Raw genomic sequence first — 25,730 nt, 5'->3', positions numbered from 1 at the left:
CCTACCGGCAGGAGAGGGAACGGGCACGTGGCGACCTTGCTCCCCCTGCCCTGTCCGCTTCGGGGGGCGCACCTAGCTTGTGGTCCAGCGGAGGGACACCGCACACCACGCACCCCTCCGTGACACTCACACAGGAGACTCTCCCATGAAGAAGCTCGTTGGGATTTGCGCGGCGCTGGCTCTGGTGGGCTCTGGCTCGGCCCTGGCGAAGGACGACCCGAACAAGCCGCCTCCGCCGCCGCAGGGCAGCTCGGGCACCATGCAGCACGACACCTCCATGGGGGGCTCCGGGTCCACCATGGGCTCCGCCATGGGCCAGAAGGAGCTCAGCGGCAAGGTGGTGAAGGCCGAGAGCAGCAAGGTCTTCGTCCAGGACGCCCAGGGCGCGGTGGTGACGCTCGACATCGACAAGAGCACCATGTTCACCGACCCGACCCTCAAGAAGGCCAAGGACCTCAAGGAGGGACAGGAGATTCGCGCCAGCTTCGAGGTCAAGGAGACCAAGAACATGGCCAAGAGCATCTCCCTCTCCGGCACGGGCGGCACCGGCAAGGACGTCATGTCCCCGGACTCCTCCATCAACGATGGCACCGGGGGCTCGGGCATGGACGCGGACAAGGACCGCGACATGGGGAGTGACTCCGACAGCGGCAACAAGAGCACCCAACCCGACTCGTACTGACGTGCTCCCGTGAAGCATCACACCCCTCCCAGGGAGGGATGGAGAGGGCCCCCGACCGCGCAGGTCCGGGGCCCTCTCTTCTTTCCACCCCGCGGCCCCGCGCGGAGGGCGTCGTTCACTTCATTCAGTATTGACTGAATGCTCTGAACGAACTAGATGCCGGGTGCCACCCTGGCCCAGGCGGATGTCCGTCGCGCTCGGCCATGTCGGGTGGGACGGAGGCAGGGATGAAGGAACTGAGCGCCGCGGAGCAACGCTTCATCGAGTCGATGGGGCTGTACTTCGAGCGGCAGGGCAGCACCCGCATCAGCGGGCGCATCCATGGGCTCTTGATGTTGGCGGACGAGCCGCTGTCGCTCCAGCAGATCGCCCGCGTGCTCAAGGTGAGCGCCGCCTCCGTCTCCACCAACATCCGGGCCATCATGAGCATCGGGCTGGTGGACCCCGTCAGCGTCCCTGGAGACCGACAGCACTACTACGTCGTCAACAGCGACGGCTGGGAGTCGCGCCTTCGCACGGCGGAGGACAGCGTCAAGGCGTTCGTCCGCCTGTGCCAGGAGGCCCTGTCCGCGCCGCAGCTCGCGAACCGGCAGCACCTGCGAGACGCGGCGGACTTCTGTGATTTCTACCTGGCCGAGATGGCCGGTATCGCCGAGCGGTGGCGCGCCTCACGTCGTGCCCGCCCCTCGCCCCGCACCCCCAAGGCATCGAAAGGACGCACCGCATGAACGCCGCAGTCCCCCACTCACCCATCGTCTCCATCAGCAACGTCACCAAGGACTACACCTTGGGCAAGGTGGTCGTCCCGGCGCTGCGCGGCGTGGATCTCCAGGTGCACCCTGGTGAGTTCATCTCCATCGCGGGCCCGTCCGGCAGCGGCAAGACGACCCTGCTCAACCTCATCGGTTGCGTGGACACCGCCACCACGGGCGTGGTCAGCGTGGCCGGGCAGGACACCAAGCAGCTCTCCGAGCGGCAGCTGACGCACCTGCGCCTGCACACCATCGGCTTCATCTTCCAGAGCTTCAACCTGGTGTCGGTGCTCAGCGTCTTCCAGAACGTGGAGTTCCCCCTGCTGCTCCAGCGCAAGCTGGACAAGAACCAGCGCCACGAGCGCGTGATGCAGCTGCTGGAGCAGGTGGGTCTGGCCAACCACGCCAAGCACCGCCCCAACGAGCTGTCCGGTGGCCAGCGTCAGCGCGTCGCCGTGGCGCGCGCGCTCGTCACCCGGCCCCAGCTGGTGCTGGCGGACGAGCCCACCGCCAACCTGGACTCGGTGACGGGCCAGCACATCATCGACCTGATGAAGGAGCTCAACCAGAAGGAGGGCACCACCTTCATCTTCTCCACCCACGACGCCAAGGTGATGAGCCACGCCAACGCGGTGGTGCGCCTGGCGGACGGCAAGTTCCTGGACCGGCTCACCCCGTCCGAGGCGAAGCGGGCCATGGCCGCGGGCGCGGAGGGTCACTGACATGGGGCAGCTCCGGTTGCTGCTGCAGGTGGCCTTCCGCAACCTGTTCACCAGCAAGATCAACATCCTCATCGGCGGCATCATCTTCTTCGGCACGCTGCTCGTCGTCGTGGGCGGCGCGCTGCTCGACAGCATCGACGGCTCGATGAGCCGCAGCATCATCGGCAGCGTGGCCGGCCACATCCAGGTCTACTCGGACGAGTCCAAGGACGAGCTGAGCCTGTACGGCGGCATGAGCGGCGAGCCGGACCTGACGGTGCTGGCTGACTTCAGCCGCGTCAGGCCCGTCCTGGAGAAGCACCCCAACGTGAAGACGGTGGTGCCCATGGGCACCAGCAGCGCGCTCATCACCTCCGGCAACACGGTGGACCTGACGCTCGCGCGGCTCCGCGACCTCTACAAGAAGCGCGCGGAGCAGGGAGAGACGCCGGCCCTCACGGAGAGCATCGACAGCGTCAAGGCCCACGTCCGTCAGATTGTCGCCCTCATGGAGAAGCAGCGGGCCAACAGCCAGAACGTGCTCACCGAGGCCGCCGTGGACCCCATGGAGGTGGAGGCGCTCGCCCGCGCGCGCACCGACGCGTTCTGGAGCGGCTTCGACGCGGACCCGTTCGCGTCGCTGGAGTTCCTGGAGAACCGCATCGCCCCGCAGCTGCCGGACGGCGACCTGTTGGAGCTGCGCTACGTGGGCACGGACCTGGACACGTTCCAGCGCACGTTCGACCGCATGGAGGTCGTGGACGGAGAGGCCGTGCCGAAGGGCAAGCGCGGCATGCTCGTCTCCAAGTTCTTCTACGAGAACTTCTTCAAGCTCAAGACGGCGTTCCGCCTGGACAACATCAAGACGGAGCGGGACCTCAACGGGAAGCTCATCGCCGCGGACCCGCAGATGCAGCGGTGGGTGAAGGAGAACCAGACCCAGACGCGTGAAATCATCTTCCAGCTGGACCCCGTCAAGACGCGCCAGGCGGTGGAGCGGCTCCAGAAGGTGCTCGGCAGCAAGGAGTCCACCCTGGACAAGCTCCTGCCCGAGTTCTTCACCACCACGGACGAGAACTTCGACACGCGCTACCAGCAGTTCTACGCGGAGCTGGCCCCGCTGCTGGACCTGTACCGCCTGCGCATGGGCGACAGCCTCACCATCAGCGCCTTCACGCGCACCGGCTACGTGCAGAGCGTCAACGTGAAGGTCTACGGCACCTACCAGTTCAAGGGCCTGGAGAAGTCCACCATGGCGGGGCTCATCAACCTGATGGACCTGATGACCTTCCGGGACCTCTACGGCTACCTCAGCCCGGACCGGAAGGCGGAGATCGCCGAGCTCCAGAAGAACAGCGGCATCAAGGCGGTGGACCGCGCCAGCGCCGAGGACGCGCTGTTCGGCGAGGACAGCGGCAACACGCTGGTGGCGGACGCGGCGACGGGCATCGTCGACGACGCCAAGGCCTTCGAGGGCAACCAGGGCGCGGTGCACCGCGAGGACCAGGTGGCCCGGGTCTACTCCCAGGAGGAGATCGAGAAGGGCGTGGTGCTCAGCACGGCCGTCATCCTCAAGGACCCGACGAAGCTCCAAGAGACGATGGAGGAGCTCAAGCAGGTGGGCACCGACGCGGGGATGAAGCTGCGGGCGGCGTCATGGCAACAGGCCGCGGGCTTCATCGGTCAGTTCGTGCTGCTGGCGAAGCTGGTGCTGTACTTCGCCGTGTTCATCATCTTCGTCGTCGCCCTGGTCATCATCAACAACGCGATGATGATGGCCACGCTCCAGCGGGTGCGGGAGGTGGGGACGATGCGAGCCATTGGCGCGCAGCGCTCCTTCATCCTCAGCATGGTGCTGGTGGAGACCGTGCTCCTGGGCCTGGTCTTCGGCGCGGGTGGCGCCCTGGTCGGCAGCGGCATCATGAGCATGCTGGGCTCCAGCGGCATCCCCGCGAACAACGAGGCACTCTACTTCTTCTTCTCCGGTCCCCGGCTGTACCCCACGTTGAGCGCCGGCAACCTCATCGCCGCGCTCGTGATCGTCCTCTTGGTGTCCGCCATCTCCACCTTCTACCCCGCGTTCCTCGCGACGCGCGTGTCGCCGCTGCAGGCCATGCAGACGGACGAGTAAGGCCATGTTCCAGCTCTTCCTCATCGCATTCCGAAACCTGGGCACCCACCGGCGGCGCACGCTGCTGCTGGGCGGGGCCATCGCCGGCGTCACCGCGCTGCTCGTCATCCTCATGGGGCTGTCCCAGGGGATGGAGGAGACCATGCTCCGGTCCGCCACCACCCTGGGCACCGGCCACGTCAACGTGGCGGGCTTCTACAAGATCACCTCCGGCCAGGCCGCGCCGGTGGTGACCGCCTATCCGAAGATTCTCGAGCTGGTCCGCAAGGAAGTGCCGGAGCTGGACTACGCCGTCCAGCGCGGGCGCGGCTGGGCGAAGCTCGTCAGCGAGAAGACCTCCTCGCAGGTGGGCGTCGGCGGCATCGACGTCAAGGACGAGCCCGGCTTCCGCCAGGTCCTGCAGGTGCGCTCCGGCTCCATGGACGACCTGGCGCAGCCGAACACCGTGCTCATCTTCGAGAAGCAGGCCAAGCGGCTCGAGGTGAAGGTGGGCGACGTCGTCACCATCGCCGCCCCCACGATGCGCGGCACCAACAACACCGTGGACGTGCGCGTGGCGGCCATCGCCGCGGACGTGGGCATGATGAGCGACTTCAACGTCTACGTGCCCTCGCAGACGCTGCGCTCCCTGTACCAGCTTCGCGAGGACTCCACGGGCGCCATCTTCCTGTACCTCAAGGACCTCAAGCAGATGGCCCAGGTGCAGGCCCGGGTGCGCCAGCTGCTGACGGACGCGGGCTACACCCTCATGGACAACGACCCGCGCGCGTTCTGGTTCAAGTTCGACGTGGTCAACCGCGAGGAGTGGACGGGCCAGAAGCTGGACATCACCAACTGGGAGGACGAGATGTCCTTCATCACCTGGACGCTCAAGGCGCTCAACGGGTTGACGGGCATCCTCACCTTCGTGCTGCTCGTCATCATCGGCGTGGGCATCATGAACACGCTGTGGATCGCCATCCGGGAGCGCACGCGGGAGATTGGCACGCTGCGCGCCATCGGCATGCAGCGCACCCGGGTGATGGTGATGTTCCTCTTCGAGGCGATGACGCTCGGCGCGCTGGGGACGCTCGCGGGGGCCATCATCGGCTTCGTCGTGTGCGTGGCCGTGGACGCGGCCCACGTGGGCGTGCCGGAGGCCGCGGCGATGTTCATCATGTCGGACCGGCTGCACCTGGTCGTGAACGCGGGCTCCGTCCTGGGCGCCATGGTGTTCATCACCGGGTGCACCACGCTCATCTCACTGATTCCTTCCTTCCTCGCCGCGCGCCTCAAGCCCGTGACGGCGATGCACCACATCGGGTGACACTCATGAGCCTCAAGAACCTGCTGTCCGCCGCGGCGGTGTCCGTGGCCCTCCTGTCCGCCCCCGTGGCGCTGGCCCTGGAGCCGGCCGCCATGGTGCAGATCCTCTCCGTCATCGACGACCGGCAGCGCAACGGTGGCGACTACAAGGCGCACATCTACCTGGAGCAGAAGGAGAAGGACAAAACCGACAACGTCCGCGAGGGCTTCGTCTACCGGCGCGACGCCGACGACAAGCTGATGATTCTCTTCAGCAAGCCCAAGACGGAGGCCGGCAAGGGCTACCTGCGGCTGGACAAGAACCTCTGGAGCTACGACCCCAACGTGGGCAAGTGGGAGCGGCGCACGGAGCGCGAGCGCATCGCCGGCACCGACAGCCGCCGCGCCGACTTCGACGAGTCCCGCCTGGCCGAGGAGTTCGACCCGGCCTACGAGGGCGAGGCCAAGCTGGGCAAGTACACGGCCCACAAGCTGAACCTGAAGGTGAAGCCCAACATCGACGTGGCCTACCCCGTCGTGAAGCTGTGGGTGGACAAGGACACGAACAACATCCTCAAGCGCGAGGAGTACGCGCTGTCCGGCCGCCTGATGCGCACCGCGCTCTACCCGCGCTGGAAGAAGGTCTTCAGCGAGTCCAAGGGCGCCGACGTCTGGTACCCCGAGGAGATCCGCTTCTACGACGAGGTGGAGAAGGCCAACTCCACCATCGTGCTCATCAAGTCGGTGGACCTGCGCTCCCTGGAGGCCAACCTCTTCACCAAGGCCTGGCTCGAGAGCAAGAGCCGATGAGCTCGCGCACGCTCACCGTGGCCACGGCGCTGACCGTGGCCCTCGCCGGCACCGCCGCGCTCGGTCAGTCCGAGCGGCCGGACGAGAATGCGCTGTTCGGCGGTGGCGATGAGAAGCCCGCGCAGGCGGACACTCCGACGGCGTCACCGTCGCCGGACCGCCCCAGCGAGGACGCGCTGTTCGGCGAGGACCCCGCTCCTTCGGCGAACGCCGATGCCAGCAATACCGGTGATGCGGTGGAGCGGCAGCCCTCGCTGACGGAGGCGCCTCCGGAGCCAGGGGACCGGGATGGGACCGCCCTGTCGGGGCCAGGGACTCGCAGCGCCTTCGACTCCAATGAAGCCGTGGACGACCCGCTGCAGATTGGCGGGCAGTTCTACCTCCGCGGCTTCGCGGCCGCGACGGAGGGCACATCGTTCGGCAACACGTCGTTCGCCGCGCCCACGCTGGTGGACGGGTACTTCGATGCCCGGCCCATGGAGCGGCTGCGCGGGTTCGTGGTGGGGCGGTTGAGCTACGACCCCACCGTCCCCACGGCGACGGACGCCAACGCGCCCTCCAATCCCCGCGTGCTGCTGGACCAGGCCTGGCTCCGCTTCGACTTCGACCGGACGGTGTTCTTCACCGTCGGCAAGCAGCACGTGAAGTGGGGCTCGGCGCAGATCTGGAATCCCACCGACTTCCTCTCACCGCAGCGGCGCAACCCACTGGCCTTCGTGGACCTGCGCACCGGCGTGTCCATGGTGAAGGTCCATGTCCCCTGGGAGGCGAAGGGCTGGAACTTCTACGGCATCGCGGTGATTGATGACCTGGGCACCGACACGGGCGCCCTGGTCGACAACAACACCGGGGGTCTCCCCACCGAGCCTACCGAGCCCACCGCGCCCACCCAGCCCCCTCCCGAGGCAGTCGAGCGGCCGGTCAACCGGCTCAGCCGCATCGGTGGTGCGCTGCGCGCCGAGGTCGTCATGGGCCCCGCGGAGTTGGCCGTCAGCGTCGTGGCTCAGCGCGGGCGCAAGCCGCGCTTCGGGTTCGACCTGTCCTCGGCCGTGGGCCCCATCGACGTCTACGGAGAGTTGGGGCTCAAGAAGGGCACGGATCAGCCGCTGTACCGACTCCCCGCGGGCGCCACCGTCGAGGACATCATCAAAGGCGATGCGACGGTGGAGGAGTATCATCCCTCGGGCCTCACTCCCCAGGTGACGGCCGGCGCCAACTACAGCTTCGGGTACGGTGACAACGACCTCGCGGTACTGGGCGTCGAGTACTTCTACAACTCGACCGGCTACACGAGCTCGCTGGGTTATCCCTTCTTGATGAGGCAGAACGCCTTCCAGCCTCTGTACATCGGCCAGCACTACACCTCCGCGTACCTGTTCCTCAACGACCCGGGGCCGCTCGAGCGCACGTCCTTCAACCTGTTCACGCTCGGGAACCTCTCGGACAAGTCGTACATCAGTCGGCTCAACGTGACTCACCGCGCGCTCAGCTACCTGACGCTGGAGGCGTACGGCGCCGTCCACTACGGCCACAAGGGCGGTGAGTTCCGCATGGGCTTCACCGTGCCGGAGCTCGTCGTCGACGGGAGGACCATCCCTGGCTACACGATTCCGACTCCCACCTTCGAGCTGGGCGTGGGTTTGCGCATCAGTCTCTGAGGCCCGCGTCACACTCCCCGGTCATCCAGGACCGCGTCCCGTGTCTCGAGGGGCGCGGTCCTTGTACTTCCAGGGCGGCGGCGGCCGGGTGTCCAGCGAGCGGGCTGGCGAGGACTCTGCAAGTCAGTGAGCTGCTGGATGTTTCATCTCGTGGACATCGTGGGTGCATGCACCCGTGGATCGCCATCGCCGCCAGCTTGAGCCTGGCGCAAGTCAGCAGCGAGTACCCTTCGCCCTTGGACCCGTCGGTCCGGGACAACTCCGCGAGCGCCCTGCGGGACGCCAACGAGCAGGCCACCGAGGAGGCGGAGGGCGCCTGGCTCCCTCCCAACTTCGTCATCCAGCAGATGCCTGGAGGCGAGAGCCCTGCCTCGGGCGCGTACGGTGGAGGATTTGATATCACGCCCGTCCTCCCGGATGGCCAAGCCCCTGCGACCTCGGGCGATGTCGCCATCCACGAGACGTATCAGCGTTATCAACCCATCCCCGCCCCCGCTCCCGAACCGGTGGAGTCGGGGGAAGCCGAGCCCCAGGGCTCGGCTCAGACAGCCCCGGCTGGAGCGGCCTCGGGCACTCAAGCTCCAGGGGTGGGTGGCTCGGGCTCGAGCGGCTCCACCCAACAACCCGCGCAGCCGTCGGGAGCACCAGCAACGGGCGGCTCAGGTGGAAGCGAGGCCGCGCAGCCTGATGCGCAGGACATGATGGGCGGCTTCGGCCCGACGGCGGAGGAACAGGCCAACGGCCAGCAGCAGGCCTCGGGCGGCTCGGGGACGAGCAGTTCGACGACGCCCACGGAGGGTCCATCAACCGGAGCGGGTGAAGCTCCCACAAGTCCACCTGAGACGACTTCAGGCACGGGTGGAGCGGGCACCCCCGCGAACCTGTCCGGCGCCGCAACGGACGCAACGCCACCCCAGCAGCTGGCGCCTGGGAATGCCATGGCGGGGGGTGAGGCACCCGCGGGAGCTGCCTCCAGTTCGTCGACGACACAGCCCGCGGCGCCCGCCCCCCAAGCGAGTGCCGCCGAAATGGAGCAACTCCGCCAGCGAGTCGACCAACTCGAAGCGGAGCTCAGCGCGCGAGACGACGTGATCGAGCAGAATGCGCAAGCCACGCAGGAGCAGGTCGACACGTTCGGAGACCGAGCCGTCGAGACCGAGCAGTCTCGCCAGCAGCGGCTCTCGACCTTGCAGAGCGCTGGGGAGTGGATGCTCGCGGCGGACGCGGCGCTGCAACAGGGTGACAACGATGTCGACAACGCCCTGGACTTCGCCGACAGCGCCTTCGCGGACATCCGCTCCAGTGCGTCGGAGTTCGGGCAGGGCACCGTCACCGTCCATGCCGAACGCGCACGCGCGCTCATCAACCTGGCTCGCGACGCGGCGGGGCGCAGTGACACCTACGCCGCTCGGGTCGCCCTTCAGGATGCGGGCGTCGAGCTCAGCCTCGCTCGCGGCGCCAGCCTGGGGAGGTCCGGCACGGGCAACTCGCTGCTCACGCCGTGAGGCGTCGCGTCACGTCTCGATGCTCATCGCGCCGCCAGCCTGGAGAGGTCCAGCACGGGCAACTCGCTGCTCACGCCGTGAGGCGTCGCGCCACGTCTCGATGCTCATCGCGGCGCCAGCCTGGGGAGGTCCGGCACGGGCAACTCGCTGCTCACACCGTGAGGCGTCGCGTCACGTCTCGATGCTCATCGCGCGACAGCCTGGGCGGTCCATCACGGGCAACTCGCTGCTCACGCCGTGAGGTGGTGCGTCACGGCTCGCGTCTCAGCGAGGCGCCTCGACGTCGAGGCGCCTCACGAGCTCCGCGTCAGTTCGTCTCGCGGAAGATGAGCAGGCCGCGCGACGACTCCGTCGCGTAGATGTATCCATCGCCCGGCACCACCACGTTGGTGAGGCCCTCGAAGAACGAACCTCCGCGGTTGGCGTCGGTCTCGCGCCACGTGTTGTAGTAGGCCAACTGCCGCACGTCGCTCGGGTTGCTCACGTCCAGGACACGCAGACCATCCTGGTAGTACGCGACGTAGAGCTTGGACCCCGCCAGCGCCATCGCGCGGATGGAGACCTCATCCCGGAGCCGGAACGTCCCCACCTGGAGGATGTTCGCGGGGTTCACCACGTCCAGCACGCTCAGGTACGCACCCCAGTCCTCGCCTCCCGAGAACGCCAGCAGGCGGCCCCCCACGTTGCCCACCGCCAACCCGCGCGACGGAGCACCGCTGAAGCGGCCCAACAGCTTCGGGTCCGACGGCTTCGTGAAGTCCGACACCGTGAGGCCGAACGTCCACATGCTCGCGTACAGCCTGTCGCCGAAGACCTTCACTTCACGGGGAACCTCGCTTGCGGACGGCTCGGCGCCCTCGACGAAGTAGCGGTCCGCCAGCTTCGGCTCCGCGGGATTCGTCAACTCGAAGACCAGGATCTCCCCGTTGGGAGAAGGCGAGCCCGCCAGCAGGAAGTTGCCTTCCACCGACAGCGTCTCGAACACCACCGACGGCTGCGTCAGCGAGCGCAAGGGCTTGGGGTTCGCGGGGTCCTCGATGTTGTAGATGACCAGGCCGCTCTTCTGGCTCGCCACGTAGAGCAGCGTCCCCGACGCCGCCACGTCGAAGTAGGTGTCATCCGACGGCTTGTACTCGCCCACCTTCCTCGCCTCGGCGGGATTGCGCACGTCGTAGACGAAGAGGCCTTCCTTCCCCGCGGGGACGTAGGCGTAGCCCCCCACCACCGCCAGCTCCGACGCGGCGCCACGCGGCAGCGCGATCTCCTTCACCAGCTCCAGCCCGGACGCCTCGGACTCGCTCGCGCGCCGCCCGAGCCGCGCCGCGGTGAAGGTGCCCTCCAGATCCACCTCGCCGTCCACACAGCGACGGAACGTGCCCCGCATCTTGTCGGGCGCGGTCGCATCACACCCGGCGAGAGCGAAGCGCACCTTCCGGTTGAAGGTGTCCAGGCTCTCCGACGCCATGTAGAGGGTGTCGTCGGTGGACTCCTGCTCCGTCACGGGCATGTTGAACATGAGCGGCCCCGCGCCGCCCGTCAGCCGCAGCGCACCCGCGGAGCCCGTCCCGTCATTCAAGTCGACGTTGACGTTCCACACACCCGAGCGCTGCACCTGGGCAAGAGTCGAACGCTGACAGGCCGACAGGTTGATGGCGGCAAGATGACACTCCGCCTTGTTCTTGGAGTTGTCGTCCTTGCCGCAACCCAGGGCGAGGACCAGCGTGCTGCTGAGTAGGTAGAAGCGTCTCATGACCCGTATCCATATCGGGCGTTGGCACTCAACAAAAGCACTACGCGCGACCCTCCCCAGCGCCAACTCCCACCGCCAGGCAAGTAAACCCAAGGATTTCCACGAGACGCTTGTATAGGCTCGCCTTCGAGAGCGAGCCTCCTAGGAAGCACCTGTCTCGTCAGTACCCCACCCCAGAGGTGACCTTCGTGAACCCCCGTCTCCTCGCCGCCGCCGCGCTGGCGCTGCTCCTGCCCGAGCTGGCGCTGGCCCAGGTCTTCGTCGTGCCTCGCCGCCCGGGCAAGACGCCCGTGAACAGCTTCGAGTTCGAGTGGCGGCATGTCGACATCCTCGTCGGCCCTGATGCCACCGGCGTCGCCAAGCCTCCGGACAGGACGGCGCACGACCAGCCTCCCGCCGCGCCCGGAGATGTCTCCACGCCTCCCACCGCGCCGCCCAACCTCCAGGCCGAGACGCCCGCGGGCGCCTCCCCCGCCCTGCCTCCCAGCCCGCCCCCGCAGCTCGCGGGAGCCGACGACGCCGGGACGCCCGATGCGGGGGTGGTCGCCACGGGCGGCGAGGACTCGGGCACTGCCGCCACGGGCGTCGCCGCGAGCGGCCCCGGCTCCGAGGACAGCGGCACCACGCCGTCCCTCTCCGGGAGCGTGTTCGGCACCGCGCCCGACGGCGGCTCTCCGGACGGCGGCTTCAACTACACCTATGCCAAGTCGCTGGGCACCAAGGCCGGCGGCGTGCGCTTCTACTTCTACGAGCGCGAGCGCATGGTCGCCGAGCGCGCCGCGCCCCTCATCGAGGAAGCCTACCGGTACCTGGTGGACACCTTTCAGTACGTCCCCACGGAGACCTTCCCCTACATCCTCTACAGCAGCTACCAGGAGTTCCTTCAGACCAACCTCTTCCCGCTTTCCGAGGGAACGCTGGGTGTCACCAGCACCGAGGACCTGAAGCTGACACTTCCGTACCTGGGCGACCACCGGCTCTTCGAGGAGATCAGCACCCACGAGCTGGCGCACCAGTTCACCATCCAGAAGACGCGCACGGTGGCGGAGCAGGCCAAGGTGTTTGGAGATCCGCTCCAGGCGATTCCGCTGTGGTTCATCGAAGGTATCGCCGAGTTCTACGCCAAGCGGGGCATGGACCCCGAGGCGGAGATGCTGGTGCGGGACCTGCTCGTCAACCCGGACCTCTACAAGGGCTACGCCTTCCTCGACTTCTTCTCACCCGGGCCCTACGGCTACCTGTGGATCTACAAGGTGGGCCAGGTGCGCGTGGCCTTCCTCGAGGAGGAGTACGGCAAGGGCTTCATCCAGCGCGTGCTGGAGGAGTCTCCGCGGCTGGTGGGCGGCGCCAAGGACACGCCCTCGCTCAAGTTCGAGGAGCTGCTGGAGCGGCTGACGGGAGATGACCCGAAGCGGCTGTCCGCGCGCTTCGAGAACTGGCTGAAGCGCCGGGCCTACAAGACGTATCTCAGCTCGGAGCAGTCCTCACCCGCGCTGGACCTGCTCGACAAGGCGCCGGGCTACATCACCGCGATGAGCAGCTCGCCGGACGGCACCGTGCTCGCGGTGCGCACCATCGTCCCGGAGACGGGCGAGAGCCGGCTGTACCTGATGGACCCGCGCGACGCGGACAAGTCGCTGAAGGTCGCGGGTGACGGCGTGCCGGGCATGGAGTCGCTGCATCCCATCTCCGGCCGCAGCTTCGCGCTGTCGCCGGACAAGCTGGCCTTCGTCGCCGAGGTCACCGGGCGCGACGTCATCTACGTGCAGGACTACAAACACACCGTGGAGAAGCGCGCGCAGGACGTGCTCGTGCGCCGCAACCCCATCCGCACGGGCATCGACCGCGAGGTGGGCACCCAGGTGGAGCTGACGCTGGGCGGGCGCAAGACGTACCGCATCGACAAGCACGGCCTCCTGGCGGCGTACTCGCCAGCCATGTCGCCGGATGGCCGCTACGTGGCCTTCATCGGCATCCGGGACGACGGCCTGCGCGACGTGTACGTCATCGACCTGGAGGCGGGCTCGGACGCCAAGCCGCTGCAGCTCACCGATGACGTGTTCTCGGAGCGGCAGGTCACCTGGGGACCCGCGGGCATCATCTTCTCGTCCGACGCCACGTCCCATCGCAAGTTCAACCTCTTCCGCGTGAAGCTGGACGCGCCCCGCCAGGTGGAGCGCCTGACGAGCGAGGAGCGAGACCACGCGGACCCCCTCGCGCTGTCGGATGGGCGCGTGTTCTTCACCGCGTTCAACAACAGCAGCTCCGACCTGCACGAGCTCATGGCCGACGGCCGCATCGTCCGCCGCACGGACCTGACCACGGGCGTGTTCGAGCCGGGTCCGGGCCCCGAGGGCAGCCTGTGGATGCTCTTCCACGTGTCGGGTGAGCGCAAACCCGCGGTGCTCCGGCCTCCGCGCATGCTGGCGCTCGACGTGGCCCCGGAGCCTCCGCCCGAGCCGCCCAACCCGCTGGCGGTGCGGCCCCTCACGGATGCCCTGGCGTACCAGCCCTTCGCCCGGCAGAACCTGGAGTTCGGTCCCATCTTCGGCTTCGCGGGCGCGGGCGGCGGCGGCTTCGTCGGCCAGCTCTTCGCGGCGGCCAGCGACAAGATGCGGGACCACCAGTTCATCCTCACCCTGGCGGTGTACGGCAGCTTCGACCTGACGGACGGCTACCTGCTCTACATCAACGACGAGGGACGCACGACGAAGGGCGGCGGCTTGTTCCAGTCGCTGCGCTTCCGCGTGGACCAGACCTTCGACGACCTGCCCGTCTTCTTCACGTCCGCGGAGCGCTACTTCGGCGCCGTCGGCAGCCTGCGCTACCCGCTGAGCACCTTCCTCTTCGTGCAAGCGGACCTGAGCCTGGGCGGCACCAAGTACTTCCTGGACGACCCGACCGAGTTCTACCTGTTCTTCCCCGACCGCAACGAGGCGAACCGCGAGCTGCTGTCGGTGTGGAACGCGAAGAACAAGGCCATCCGCTTCCAGACCGAGCTGAGCGGGCAGATCGGCTACGACAGCCTCAAGTACCACTACGCCACCGGCCCCCTGTCCGGCAGCTCCGTGCTCCTGGAGACCACGTTGGGTGCCCAGCCCTTCGACGACCAGGCCTACGGCAACTTCCGCCTGGACGCGGAGCGCTACTTCCCCATCTACGGCCGCACGAACCTGTTCCTGCGCGGCGGCGCCGGCACGACGCTGGGGGGACGCTACGCGCGCTCCTACTTCCTGTCCTCGTTCGACACCCTGCGCGGCGTGAACTTCGGCGACGAGCGGTGGCTGCTCGGACGGCACTTCGCCTACTCCACACTGGAGCTGCAGCTGCCACTCAATGACATCATCCGCGTGGCCTTCCTCAGCGACCTGGAGGCCGTGGCCGGCATCGACGTGGGTGGCGTGGGCAACAGCTCCAGGGACTTGTGGAACCACCGCGTGCTGGATGCGGCCATCGGCGTGAACGTCGCGCTGGGGCCCTTGCTGATGCGGCTGCACTTCGCGCGGCCGCTCGACATCGGCGCGAAGGCGGGCAAGCCCGACTCGGGCTGGGTGACGAACTTCTCGCTGGGCATCGCCGGGCTCAACGGCTTCTTCGACCAGGCGAACACGGGTGCGGCGAACAACAGCGCGCCCCAGCCCGCGTCTCCCGCGTTGGTGCCCGCCGTGGGCGGTGGCTACACCGCGCCTCGGCACTGAGGGCTCGAGAGCGCCCCCGCTCCCTTCTTCCGGGCGAGCGGGGGCCGCGTCACCTCAGGACTGCGCGGCCACCAGCGCCGCGTTGGCCCGAGCCATGGGGCCTCCGTCGTTGGGGATGCGCTCGAAGTCACCGCGCAGCGCCTTGATGGCGAACTTCTCCAGGTCGATTTCCCGGCGCGTGCGGACCCCCAGCGCGCGCAGGGGACCGGACAAGGGCCCGAAGCCGAAGACGCCGTGCTGGAGGAGCGCCGCGGCCGCGACGCCGCTGAGCACGCGCCACCGGCCACCATCCTTCTTGCCGAGCAACAGCCCCAGCGCCCCCAGCGCCGCCGTCGCCACCATGACGGCGCGGTTGAGGTCCCACTCGCGCTCCAGGCGTTGGAGGTAGCGGCTCATCTCTGGGCGGTCCGCACGCGTCGCCATGTGCCGCACGCACGCTTCCACATGCTGGTCGATGCGCCGGTTCACCATCACCGGCGTGTGACTGCGGGCCGAATCCGACGACTGGTTCCAGGTCTCCATCGCGGGCGACTCCCTCTCTCTGGGCACTCCCCTCTCCTCATTGAAACTAGGTTCGACCCACCGCGCCGGGAACAGCAGGAGACACGTTCCAGGGAGTTCCCCGCCCGGCCGCCTGCACCTCGCGAGAGCACAGGACGTGTCGAGTGCGCGGCGGCTCCCCTGCCCTCATGGGCCCCCTGAACCGGACCAGGGAGGGAAATCCCTTTCATCCATGGGCTGTCTTTCGGCCCTTCCGCACGCTGGCAACGTTCACTTCCGCGCGGTGCAAGTCCCCCCGTCGAAGGCATGCACCTTGCTCAACACGGAGTGATGACACGCTCACGACTCTTGCTCTGTCTTCCAGTGATGTGGATGTGGGCTTGCGATTCTGGAGCACCGGCCACCTCCGTCCCGCCCACGCCTCCCGCCGCGGAAGAGCCGCCCCCGCGCCCGCCGGAGCCTCCACCGCCGCCCGTCCAGCCGCCTCCACCGCCTCCCGTGCAGCCTCCTCCGGTGCAGCCGCCTCCTCCCCAGGAGACGGAGGTCCAGCGGCGCTTCGAGCTGCCCGCCGTCCAGGCGAGCGTGCAGGAGTACGAGCTCATCATCCCCGAGGCCACCATGCGGCGCTTCGAGGCGGACATCTGGACGCCGGAGCAGGACGCCGTCTTCAAGGCGCAGGGGACGGCCTATCCCGTCAAGGTGCGGCTGCGTGGCGCCTCCGCGCGCTCGTTCCCGAAGAAGAGCTGGAACGTGAGCTTCGAGAAGAACGTCCGCTTCGAGGGGCGCACGTCGCTCAACCTGGTGGCGGAGTACGCGGACGCCTCCATGCTGGCGGAGAAGATGGCGTTCGACCTGCTCGCCGCGATGCGCGTGCCCGCGCCCCGAGCCAAGTACGTGCGCCTCAAGCTCAACGGCCACTACGAGGGCGTGTTCCTGGACATCGAGCAGGTGAACAAGGCGTTCCTCAAGGCCCATGACTTCGCGGACACGGACGCGACCATCTACCGCTGCGGCTGGAAGGACTGCGAGCTCAAGACGTGGCGCGTGCCGTACCAGGGCGAGTGGACGAAGAAGACGAACGAGCGGGAGTCGAACGACCCGCTCATCGCCATGCTGGACCTCATCAACCACACGCCAGAGCCCGACCTGCCCGCGGCGCTCGAGAAGCACCTCCAGTTGGAGCACTACCTGCGCTCCATGGTGTTGGACGCGCTGATGTCGAACAACTTCGTGGAGGACTCGGAGAGCTACTTCCTCTACGACCGCGCGGTGGCGAAGTGGTCCTACGTCCCGTGGGACTTGAACAACGTGGATGCGCGCTGGTGGTACCCGGCCACCGTGGAGGACATGCGCGGGAGCAGCAACAACATGCGCCACCCGCTGTTCAACTTCACCCTCACGGACGCGTGGGTGGACAAGATGTATCAGCAGCGCAAGCTGGAGACGGGCTCGTACCCCGGCTACCTGCCCGTGTTCTCCAACCTGGGCACGCGCGTGGTGATGCACCCCGAGCTGCGGGAGCGGCTGGGGGCTCGGCTGGAGAAGGCGATGGAGGAGCTGTTCACCCCCGCGGTGATGGACCCTTACATCGACAAGCTGCACCGGCTCATCGACAACGACATGCGCGCGGACCCGCACATGGACCACGGCCGGTTCGCCGCGGGCCGCGAGTACATGAAGCGCTTCGTGAAGGAGCGCCGCGCCTTCGTGCAGAAGGACTGGGCGCGGATGGAGGCACGGATTTCGCCGCTGGTGTTCGAGGCGTTCGACCCCAGCGCGGGCTGGGTGGAGATTGGAAACCGCGGCGAGGAGGCGCTGTCTCTCCAGGGCATGGTGCTGACCACCAACCTCCGGGTGAGCCTGGCGGGCGGTGAGCATGCGCCCACCCTGGCGCGGCCGCCCCTGGGCGCGGTGCTGCCCCAGGTGTCCGTGGCACCGGGCAAGCGCGTGCGGCTGAAGCTGTCCGAGCTGGGCATCCGGCTCGCACCCAAGGGCGAGGTGGGCCTGTTCGACGGGAAGTCCGTCATCGGGGTGAAGGACCTCCTGTTCTACGGCGAGCTGCCCACGGGCCAGCAGTACACGCGCGGGGACAAGGGGTGGGAGGTGCGTTAGCGGTGCTCGCGAACGGTGTGCGTGCGCTTCGCGGTGAGCCCTCGGTCATCCGTGACGAGGATTTCGTGGGTCCCCACCGAGGGGGTCCACCACATCCGCTCGTCCGCGCGCGCGGTGCCCAGCAGCGCTCCGTCCACGAACCACGTGAGCGCTCGCTCGTGGGAAGCCTCCGCCTCCAGCGGCAGCTCCTGCTTCTCCGGAGGCACCCCCGGAATCAGCAGGGTGATGTGACCCGCCCCCGGCGAGACGATGCTCGGGGCGGCACGCTCACCACCGGGCTCACAGCCGGGCGCCGCCGAGGGGGGCTCGGGCAGCCGGCGATGCTGTTCCTCCAGCCAGCGGCGGATGGTGGCGGGCCAGGTGACGAAGACGCGCGACTCGGTCTCCCGTCCCGCCCGGCACGTCGGCCCCACCGCGAGCCCCGTGGCCACGTCCACCTCCACCCGCTGGTGATAGGGACAGCGCGCGGTGGGCACCGAGGTGCGCCTCGCGTAGACCTCCTTGCGCTGGGTACACGCCTCCGTCGGCAGGTGGCCCGAGTACGCACACACCTCCACGCGCATCAGGTCATTGGGCGCGTTCACATCCTCGTCCGGCAATGAGCGGCCCCGAGGCCCCACGCCCTCCAGGATGTCGAACAGCACCGGCCCCGCGGCGTCCGCGCCCACCAGGTGCACGCTGGGCGAGTGGTCGAAGTTGCCCAGCCACACCACCGCCGTGTGCCGAGGCCCCGAGCCCACCGCCCACGCATCCCGGTGTCCGAAGCTGGTCCCCGTCTTCCAGTGCACGCGCGCGGGCAACCCCGTCAGCCGACGTCGCTCCGGAAAGTCGGGCCGGTCTCGGATGGCCAGGGCCTTGCGCGTCAGCCACGCCGCGCCGGGTGACATCACCTCCACGGGGTCCTCTCGTGGCTGCCCTTCCTCCAGCAACCGCAAGGGCCGCGTCCGCCCATCCCCCGCCAGCGCGACGTACACCCCGGCCACCTCCATCGGCGTCATCTCGATGCCCCCCACCGCCGCCGACAGGCCGTAGTGCCCCGGCTCCGCGACCAGGCTGGTGGTACCCGCGCCACGCAGCGCCCCCAGGAAGCGCTCCACGCCCACTCGCTCCAGCAGCCGCACGAAGGGCATGTTGAGCGATTGGGAGAGCGCGTACTCCAGCCGCACCAACCCCAGGAAGCGGCCGTCGAAGTTGCGCGGGGAGTAGCCCCCATACGTCATGGGGATGTCCGCCACGAGCTGCTCGGGGCCCACCATTCCCAGGTCGATGCCCATCGCATAGAGCAGCGGCTTGAGCGTCGAGCCCGGAGAGCGCGGCGTCACGAAGCCCACGATCTGCCCTCCGTGCTTCTCGTCGAAGAAGTCGAAGTTCCCCACCAGCGCGAGCACACCTCCCTGCTCCCGGTCCACCACCACCGCCGTCCCGTTGTGGATGCCCTTCGGCAGCAGCGTCACGGCCGCATCCCGCATCAGCCGCTCCACCAGCCGCTGCGTGCCCGCGTCCAACGTCGTCCGCAGCAGTGCCTGCCCGGGACGCTGGCCCTTCAGCCACACCGCGGCATGGGGCGCCTCGCGTGGAAACGCCTTCATCTCTCGCGGCACCGAGGAGGCACGCACCTCCTCCAGCACCTGCTCCTTCGAGACACTCGCCTCCTCCGGCCCTCTCGGCAGCGCCTCCACGTCCAGGAGCCGCCGCGCCACTTCGTCCCGAGCCGCCCTCAGCCGTGCCTGGTTCTCCGGCACCGGGAACCGGCGGTTCGGGTTCTGAGGCACCGCCAGCAGCGTCGCTATCTCCGCCGGACTCAGGTGCGCCGCCGTGTGGCCGAAGTACGCCAGCGCCGCCGCCTCCACTCCCTCCACGTTTCGCCCGTACGGCACGAACTGGAGATACGCCGCCAGCACCTCCTCCTTCGTCAGCCGCAGCTCCAACTGCATCGCGCGGAATGACTCCACCACCTTCGACGAGAGCGTGCGCGGGCGAGGCTCCAGCACCCGCACCAACTGCATCGTCAGCGTGGACGCTCCCGACACCCGGCGCCCCCGCGTCACATTCAGCGCGGCGGCGCGCACCACCGCGAGCGGGTCCACGCCCGGGTGTGCATAGAAGCGCTTGTCCTCCAGTGCCAACAGCGCCCGGAGGTACGCCGGGTCGATGCGCTCCACCGGCGCGGCGATTCGCCACCGCTCATCCGGCGCGAGGAACACATGCGCCGGTGTCCCGTCGCGGTACTCCATCACCACGGAGGGCGGCGCGGTGAGGCGCGACGGCAGCGGCACCCACCACGCCGCCGCCACCCCCACCGCCATGAGGCTCAACACCCCCACGGCGGTCCAACCCAGCTTCTTCAGGAGGTGGCGGAAGCGACGCATGTCAGAGCAGGCTGTCCTTCCACGGGCCGGACACCTGCACCGTGCCGCCCGCCTCGCGCGCCCAGATGCGCGGGTCGTACATGGCCTCGACCTCCACCGTGGGCAGCGTGAAGGAGCCCGCCGTCACCGCGCGCACCGCGTAGATGACCTTCTTCGACTCCTTCGCGTTGAGCGCACCGAAGACCTCCATCCGGTCATCGCGGATGTTCACGTAGTCGGGCACCCACAGCGCGTCGCCGGACACCCAGTCCACCGAGCCGCCTCGGCCCAGCCGGGCGTTCTCGATCTCCCAGCCCGCAGGCAGTCGGTCCACCAGCGCGAGGTTCTGCACCCGCTCACCCGTGGTGTTCTTCAGCTCCAGCTCCACGTAGATGAGCTCCGCCAGCGCCACCGGCGACGCATTCAGGCTCAGCTCCGAGCCATCCTGCTTGCGGTACTTGCGCGTCAGCACCAGGCCCTGGCCGCCCATGCGCACCTGTCCGTCCGAGCGCACGCCCTCGCTGCTCAGCACGAGGTACAGCCGGCCCTCGTCCTTCGCCTTCACGTCGAGCTGGAGCTGCTTGCGCTCGCTGGCCCGCGCCAGTGCCCACGTGCGGTCCGACGCGCGCGACTCCTTGTTCTGCTGCGCCGCCATCGCCTTGCCGTCCACCGTCAACACCGGCGGGGTGAACTGGGAGGACACACCCGTCAGTCGCTTGCCCAGGCCGGTGATGCCCCAGACCAGCTCCTGCGTCGTGTACCAGCCGCTCGGATGCGACTGGAGCGACTCGGCCACCATGGCCGCCAGGGGCTCGCCCGCGGCGTCCTTGCCGAACAGGTCCTGGAAGGTGCTCAGCATGAAGCCGCGACGACGACGGTCCGAGTAGAAGGACCAGGAGTTGTTCCGCTCGTCGGTGACGGGCGACAGGTCCGGGTTGCGAAGCTCCTTCTCGTAGCGGCGGTCTCCCGCGAGATACAGCGCGGCCTTCAGCATGTACTCCTCCTCACGCTCCTGGCCCTCCAGCGCCTTCGTCTTCGCCTTCACCGCCAGCGCCTCCACCAGCTTCTGCACCCGCGCCTTGCGGCCCTTGCCGGACAGCGCCAGCACGTAGTGCATGTAGGCCTCCGCGCGCTCGGGGTAGCCGCTCGCGCGCAGCTCACGCCCCTCGTAGGTGTTGAGCGTGTCGCCCATCCACTTGAGCGCGTCGTCCAGCCGGTCCTGCGGCACCAGGTACTTCTGCTTCTGCGCGTCCATCAGCATGTGCGTCGCGTACGCGGTGCCCCACTCCACCGGGTCCGTGGAGCCCGGCCAGTAGCCGAAGCCGCCCGACGACGTCTGCATCGACAGCACCCGGTTGATGCCGGACGTCACCATGTCCGCCAGCGAGCCCCCCTGCGTGAGCGTGGGGTCGATGTTGTCCACCAGCTCCGACACGAAGAGCAGCGGACGCGTCGAGGACGTCGTCTGCTCCACGCAGCCATACGGGTAGCGCGCCAGATACGAGAGGTGCTGGAGCGACTGTGCATACGGATTGGTCGTCACCCACAACGTGGAGCGCTCCGTCGTCGGCGTCCACCCCTGGAGGAACTTCGAGACATCCGTCACGCCCTGCGCCAGCTCGATGCGCTGCACGCGCCGCTCACGCGGCCCCGCGGGTGACAGCGGCACGTCCAGCGTCTCCTTCGACGTGTACCCGCCGCCCTCCACCACGACACTCAGCCGCGCCGCGCCCACCGACTGCACGGCGCGCGCCTGGAAGACGAAGGTCGTGGACTTGCCATCCTCCACCCGCGCCCGGCCCTCGCTCTTGCCCAGCAACTGCAAGGGCGACGTGCCCGTGGAGGGCATCTCGAGCCCCGGCACCGGGAGCGACTCCGCGCTCAGCGTCACCTTCACGTCCTGCGGCTTGCCGGACAGGTTGGTGATGAAGACGGGCACCTGGATTTCGTCGTTCTGCGTGAGGAAGCGCGGCAGCGTCGTCTGGAGCACCAGCGGATCTCTCACGAGCACCTGCGCGCTCGCGCGCCCCACGCGCTTGGCCCCGGCCGTCACCGCCATCACCCGCACCGCGCCCCGGTACTGCGGCAGCTTGAAGGGCACGCGCAGCTTGCCGTTGGCGGGCACCGGCACCACGCCGCTCCACAGCGCCACCGGCTTGACGGGCTGCACGCGGCCGCTCGCATCGCCTTCCGCGTCACCACCCGTGGAGCGGGAGCTGCCCCCCGGAGGAATCAGCAACGTCCAGCCGATGGTCTCGAAGGTCCCGACCCCGAGGGCCCGCTTGGTGAAGAGCTGCTTGATGGGGTCGGGGCTCTGGAAGCGCGTGAGGGAGAGGATGCCCTCGTCCACCACCGCCACCGTGGCGTACGTCGCGCCCTCCAGCGCGCCCAGGTCCAGGTCCACCGTGAGCGTGTCGTTGGAGCGGACCTCCTTGGGCACGTTCATCGTCACCGCCTGCGTGAAGTCCACCGGCTCCAGCGTCACGCTGGAGATGCCGAACGCGCGGTCCGGCATGAACGCCTCGGCGGACTCGAGGTGCGGGTCCTTCACCAGGAAGGTGCTCACGTAGACGTTGGGAGCGAACTCCTTGGGCGTGAAGCTCCACGTCACCTCGCCCGGCTCCACGGCCTTCCACTCGGTGGCGAGGACGCGGTCCGTCTCCACCGTGAAGAGCATCCGGCCCTTGTAGGGCGCCTTGACCTTCACGGTGAACGGCTGCCCCACCCGCGCCTGCGCCGGCACGGCGACGTCCAGCGACGTGGGCTTGAGCGGGCGCGGCGTCTGCTCCACGCGCGAGCCCCCGCCCCACCAGTAGTAGCGGCCCTCGCCCTCCAGCTCCAGGTCCGTCTGCGCGTTGCCGGACCGCACGCGCACCAGATAGCCCGCGGAATCCGCGCCGGGCGTCACGGTGACGTTGAAGCGGCCTCCCGACACCTTCGTCGTGACGCGGCCTTCCCGCATCGGCCGCAGGAAGCGCTGGTAGCGCTCATAGCCTTCGTCCTCGTCGTAGGTGAAGCCGTACTCCTCTTCCAGCCGGACGTACTCCACCTCCACGGACTGCGGCGCCAGCGACGCCCCCGCGAGCTTGCCGTCCCAGTCCACCACCACGCCCTGCACCGTGAACGGCTTGCCCGCCTGCACCTTCTTGGTGTTGGCCTGGAGGCCCACGTAGTAGCGCTCCGGGTGCACGGGCACGCTGGCCTCGTTCACCGTGGAGCGGCCGCTGCCGGACTCGAAGACGCTGGCCAGCGCGCTGAGCTTCGCGCCGCCGCGCAGCCCGCCCATGGCCGCCAGCGCCGGACAGTTGAGCACCGCCTGGCCCTTCGCATCGAGCGTGCCCTTCGCCTGCCCCAGCGTGACGGGGCGAGGCTCCTTTCCATCCTGTCGCCACAGGCCGTAGGTGAACTGGGCGTTCTCCTTCGGCTTGTAGTCCGACGGCAGCAGCCGGCAGTTGAGCTCCACGGGGCTGCCCTCGGCGGAGCCACCGAAGAGGTAGGCGGCCTCCACCGCGACGGGAATCTCCACGCCCTGCACGTAGCCCGGAGCCTGCGCGGCCGCGGTCACCTTCATCCGCTCCGGGACGAACTCCTCCACGCTGAAGCCGTACGAGGCCAGCTCCCGGTCCGCCACCTTCAGCGTCACGTGGTAGCGGCCCGTGTCCTGGAACGCCTCGAAGGGCACGTCGAGCGACACGAGGCCCGCGTCGTTCGTCTTCAGCGGCACCTTCTTCAGCTCCCGCTCACGCGGGTCCAACACCACCAGCTCCACCGGCATGCCCACGGGCGGCGCCAGGTCATTCACGCCGCGCAGCACCGCGGCCAGGTGCGCGGTGTCGCCCGGCCGGTACACGCCCCGGTCCGACCAGAGGGAGGCCCGGTAGGCCTTCTCGGAGCGGTACGGCTCACCCTGCACGTCCGAGTTGGCGATCTCCGTCCCCAGCTCGCTGTACTTCAGGTACGTCAGCTCCTCCCCCTGGCGGGCGATGAGGGCGAAAGGCGCGCTGTCATCCGCGCCCGGCGCGGGCACGCGGAGCACGCACCCATCCGCGCCCTTGGTGACACAGCGGGCCACGGACTGCCCGCTCTTCTTCACCAGCGACACCTCGACACCCGACACCGGGTCGGTGCTCTCCATGCCGAGCGCCCACACCCAGACCTCTCCCTGGTCCGTGGAGCCGGGCACCGGGCCTCCGCGCTTGGCGACGAGGCTCAGGTCCGTGAGGAGGATGCGCGAGGCGGCCTCCATGCCGCTCTTCCGCACGGAGACTTCCACCAGCCCCCGCGTCGTCGCGGGCACCAGCGTGGCCACGTCCACGTAGGTGGTGACCAGGGTGTCCACGGGCGACTGGAGCGACAGCGTCTTCTTCACCACCACGTTGGAGGTGCGCTCGTCCGCTGTCTCCCGCTCGTCGTCGCTCATCCAGAAGACCAGGTTCTCCGGCGGCACGTTGCGGACGATGAGCTCCACGCTGTCCAGGTTGAGGTGCTGGAGCGGCAGGTTCCGCCACGCGCTGCGCGGCAGGTAGCGACCCGTCGAGGAGAACGAGAGCTGCGGCTTCCTCGCGGGGATGGTGATGCCCCGCTCGAAGTCCGCCAGCAGCGTGCCTCCGCCCACGGACGTGGCGCCGCCGGCGATGCGCACCGTGTACGTGCCTCGCTTGAAGTCGCCGAAGATGCGGAAGCCGCGCCGCGCGGGAATCACCGACACCTTGACCGGTGGAGACACGCGGATGGCCGACTCGGCCATGGCGTCATCCAGCACGCAGCCCCGGTTGCGCGAGTCCCAGTAGTAGGAGTCGTACTCGTCGTTGGACCGGGTGCTCAGCGCCTCGCCCATGTCCACGTCGCGGCAGGAGACTTCCAGGAAGAAGCCCATGGCGCCTTCGTCGCGCTTGATGCTGGTGATGTCCATGCGCTTGCCGCCGCGCAGGACGACCGATGCGTCCGTCGCGGGGGCGACCGCCTTCGACGCCACCGACGAGGTCAGCCCCGGGGCCAGCGCGAAGCGGACCTCCGCTCCTGGCTTGATGCCCGGATGGGTCAGCACGGCGTTGACGACGTTCCGGAACTCGGGGACGGAGCGCCAGGTCACCGAGGACACGGTCTCTCCGCCGACCTGGAACGTCCCGCGCCCGCGCAGGGCGTTCGCGTCCACCGGGCCCGTGAACTCGAGGTCCACCACGGCCGAGTGCTTGCCGACCTCGACCTGCATCGGCCGCAAGCGCACGAAGCGGAACGCGGGCGTCTTGAACTTGTAGGCCCACGCCCCCGGCGAGGGAGGCTTCACCACGCCCCCCTCGGTCCGGAGCGCATCGAGCGAGAAGGTGTACTCGGCCCCGAAGGCGAAGGCGTCGGACGTGGGCTTGAAGGTGAGCGTGGACCCGCCAGTCCAACTCAGGCTCCCGGGGACCGGGGGCGTCAGCGAGAAGGTCGTGCCCGGCATCACGCTGTTGTCGTGAGGGCTCAGTGAGCGCGCCAGCTCGACGACGAGGCCCTCGGGCAGCGAGCCCTCCGCGCCCAGCGTGCGGATGATGGGGACGATGGACTCCGGCTTGACGGGCTCCGGCGTCGCGACGAGGGAGGTTCCGGCGTCCTCCCCCGCGGCGAGCGGCGCGGTGGCGGCCGACGTTCCGGTGGTGGCCGGCGGCGCGGCCGCGGGCTCTCCCTCTTTCTTACAGCCCGTGAGCGCGGTGCCCGCCAGGAGCAGCGCGAAGAGCCCGCTCGCGCGCCATGCGCGAGGGGGTGAGGTCGTGACGACGGACTGCGAACCCATGGTTCCTCCGAGGATGCCGCCTGTT

General features: G+C 68.7%; 14 protein-coding genes. 10 read left to right on the top strand and 4 right to left on the bottom strand.

Annotated features, from left to right (window positions below):
* Positions 1-145: 145 nt before the first annotated feature.
* The 8 genes from MYSTI_RS13935 to MYSTI_RS41345 all read left to right on the top strand — a co-directional run bounded on the left by MYSTI_RS13935 (position 146) and on the right by MYSTI_RS41345 (position 9,523).
* The gene (locus MYSTI_RS13935; protein ID WP_015348400.1) at positions 146-682 is read left to right on the top strand and encodes a S1 domain-containing protein; all 537 of its coding nucleotides are present in this window, start codon (positions 146-148) and stop codon (positions 680-682) included.
* 227 nt (positions 683-909) lie between these two features.
* A complete protein-coding gene (locus MYSTI_RS13930) occupies positions 910-1,410 on the top strand; it encodes a GbsR/MarR family transcriptional regulator (protein ID WP_015348399.1) in 501 nt (166 codons plus the stop codon).
* The gene (locus MYSTI_RS13925) at positions 1,407-2,156 is read left to right on the top strand and encodes an ABC transporter ATP-binding protein (protein ID WP_015348398.1); all 750 of its coding nucleotides are present in this window, start codon (positions 1,407-1,409) and stop codon (positions 2,154-2,156) included. Before MYSTI_RS13930 ends, MYSTI_RS13925 begins: the two co-directional genes overlap by 4 nt.
* A gap of 1 nt (position 2,157) precedes the next feature.
* Positions 2,158-4,266, top strand: coding sequence for an ABC transporter permease (locus MYSTI_RS13920; RefSeq protein ID WP_015348397.1), 2,109 nt, complete (start codon positions 2,158-2,160; stop codon positions 4,264-4,266).
* Positions 4,267-4,270: 4 nt separating this feature from the next.
* The gene (locus MYSTI_RS13915; protein WP_015348396.1) at positions 4,271-5,572 is read left to right on the top strand and encodes an ABC transporter permease; all 1,302 of its coding nucleotides are present in this window, start codon (positions 4,271-4,273) and stop codon (positions 5,570-5,572) included.
* 5 nt (positions 5,573-5,577) lie between these two features.
* Positions 5,578-6,360 carry an outer membrane lipoprotein-sorting protein gene (locus tag MYSTI_RS13910; RefSeq protein ID WP_015348395.1) on the top strand — a complete coding sequence of 261 codons (783 nt, stop codon included), beginning with the start codon at positions 5,578-5,580 and terminating at the stop codon, positions 6,358-6,360.
* On the top strand, positions 6,357-8,018 hold the full coding sequence (locus MYSTI_RS13905; RefSeq protein WP_015348394.1) for a hypothetical protein: 1,662 nt from the start codon (positions 6,357-6,359) through the stop codon (positions 8,016-8,018). Before MYSTI_RS13910 ends, MYSTI_RS13905 begins: the two co-directional genes overlap by 4 nt.
* A 167-nt stretch (positions 8,019-8,185) precedes the next feature.
* Positions 8,186-9,523: a hypothetical protein gene (locus MYSTI_RS41345; protein WP_015348393.1), complete on the top strand. Its 1,338-nt coding sequence runs from the start codon at positions 8,186-8,188 to the stop codon at positions 9,521-9,523.
* Between the two features lie 307 nt (positions 9,524-9,830).
* On the opposite strand, the gene MYSTI_RS13895 is transcribed toward MYSTI_RS41345, so the two are convergent.
* On the bottom strand, positions 9,831-11,273 hold the full coding sequence (locus MYSTI_RS13895) for an LVIVD repeat-containing protein (RefSeq protein WP_015348392.1): 1,443 nt from the start codon (positions 11,271-11,273) through the stop codon (positions 9,831-9,833).
* 188 nt (positions 11,274-11,461) lie between these two features.
* On the opposite strand from MYSTI_RS13895, the gene MYSTI_RS13890 reads away from it, so the two are divergent.
* Positions 11,462-14,971 (top strand): hypothetical protein, encoded by a 3,510-nt coding sequence (locus tag MYSTI_RS13890; RefSeq protein WP_015348391.1) that lies wholly within the window; start codon positions 11,462-11,464, stop codon positions 14,969-14,971.
* A gap of 54 nt (positions 14,972-15,025) precedes the next feature.
* Here MYSTI_RS13890 and MYSTI_RS13885 read toward each other — a convergent pair whose 3' ends face one another.
* Entirely contained in the window at positions 15,026-15,493 is a 468-nt protein-coding gene (locus MYSTI_RS13885; protein WP_015348390.1) for a DUF2892 domain-containing protein, read from the bottom strand.
* Positions 15,494-15,844: 351 nt separating this feature from the next.
* Between MYSTI_RS13885 and MYSTI_RS13880 the strand changes: the two genes are divergently transcribed.
* Complete coding sequence (locus tag MYSTI_RS13880) at positions 15,845-17,584, top strand: CotH kinase family protein (RefSeq protein ID WP_233278265.1); 1,740 nt, start codon at positions 15,845-15,847, stop codon at positions 17,582-17,584.
* Here MYSTI_RS13880 and pbpC read toward each other — a convergent pair.
* Both pbpC and MYSTI_RS13870 read right to left on the bottom strand, forming a co-directional pair.
* Complete coding sequence (gene pbpC / locus MYSTI_RS13875) at positions 17,581-19,953, bottom strand: penicillin-binding protein 1C (protein ID WP_015348388.1); 2,373 nt, start codon at positions 19,951-19,953, stop codon at positions 17,581-17,583. The genes MYSTI_RS13880 and pbpC overlap by 4 nt on opposite strands.
* Position 19,954: 1 nt before the next feature.
* Positions 19,955-25,705 carry an alpha-2-macroglobulin family protein gene (locus MYSTI_RS13870; RefSeq protein ID WP_015348387.1) on the bottom strand — a complete coding sequence of 1,917 codons (5,751 nt, stop codon included), beginning with the start codon at positions 25,703-25,705 and terminating at the stop codon, positions 19,955-19,957.
* Between the last annotated feature and the right edge of the window lie 25 nt (positions 25,706-25,730).

Origin of the sequence: Myxococcus stipitatus DSM 14675 (assembly GCF_000331735.1) — a bacterium.
Taxonomy (GTDB): Bacteria; Myxococcota; Myxococcia; order Myxococcales; family Myxococcaceae; genus Myxococcus; species Myxococcus stipitatus.
This window is presented reverse-complemented; position numbering and strand designations above follow the sequence as displayed.

Bases quoted from the DNA above. Each gene is read 5' to 3' on its own strand.
- MYSTI_RS13935 (WP_015348400.1), top strand. From the start codon at position 146: ATGAAGAAGCTCGTTGGGATTTGCGCGGCGCTGGCTCTGGTGGGCTCT.
- MYSTI_RS13930 (WP_015348399.1), top strand. From the start codon at position 910: ATGAAGGAACTGAGCGCCGCGGAGCAACGCTTCATCGAGTCGATGGGG.
- MYSTI_RS13925 (WP_015348398.1), top strand. From the start codon at position 1,407: ATGAACGCCGCAGTCCCCCACTCACCCATCGTCTCCATCAGCAACGTC.
- MYSTI_RS13920 (WP_015348397.1), top strand. From the start codon at position 2,158: ATGGGGCAGCTCCGGTTGCTGCTGCAGGTGGCCTTCCGCAACCTGTTC.
- MYSTI_RS13915 (WP_015348396.1), top strand. From the start codon at position 4,271: ATGTTCCAGCTCTTCCTCATCGCATTCCGAAACCTGGGCACCCACCGG.
- MYSTI_RS13910 (WP_015348395.1), top strand. From the start codon at position 5,578: ATGAGCCTCAAGAACCTGCTGTCCGCCGCGGCGGTGTCCGTGGCCCTC.
- MYSTI_RS13905 (WP_015348394.1), top strand. From the start codon at position 6,357: ATGAGCTCGCGCACGCTCACCGTGGCCACGGCGCTGACCGTGGCCCTC.
- MYSTI_RS41345 (WP_015348393.1), top strand. From the start codon at position 8,186: ATGCACCCGTGGATCGCCATCGCCGCCAGCTTGAGCCTGGCGCAAGTC.
- MYSTI_RS13895 (WP_015348392.1), bottom strand. From the start codon at position 11,273: ATGAGACGCTTCTACCTACTCAGCAGCACGCTGGTCCTCGCCCTGGGT.
- MYSTI_RS13885 (WP_015348390.1), bottom strand. From the start codon at position 15,493: ATGGAGACCTGGAACCAGTCGTCGGATTCGGCCCGCAGTCACACGCCG.
- MYSTI_RS13880 (WP_233278265.1), top strand. From the start codon at position 15,845: ATGTGGGCTTGCGATTCTGGAGCACCGGCCACCTCCGTCCCGCCCACG.
- pbpC (WP_015348388.1), bottom strand. From the start codon at position 19,953: ATGCGTCGCTTCCGCCACCTCCTGAAGAAGCTGGGTTGGACCGCCGTG.
- MYSTI_RS13870 (WP_015348387.1), bottom strand. From the start codon at position 25,705: ATGGGTTCGCAGTCCGTCGTCACGACCTCACCCCCTCGCGCATGGCGC.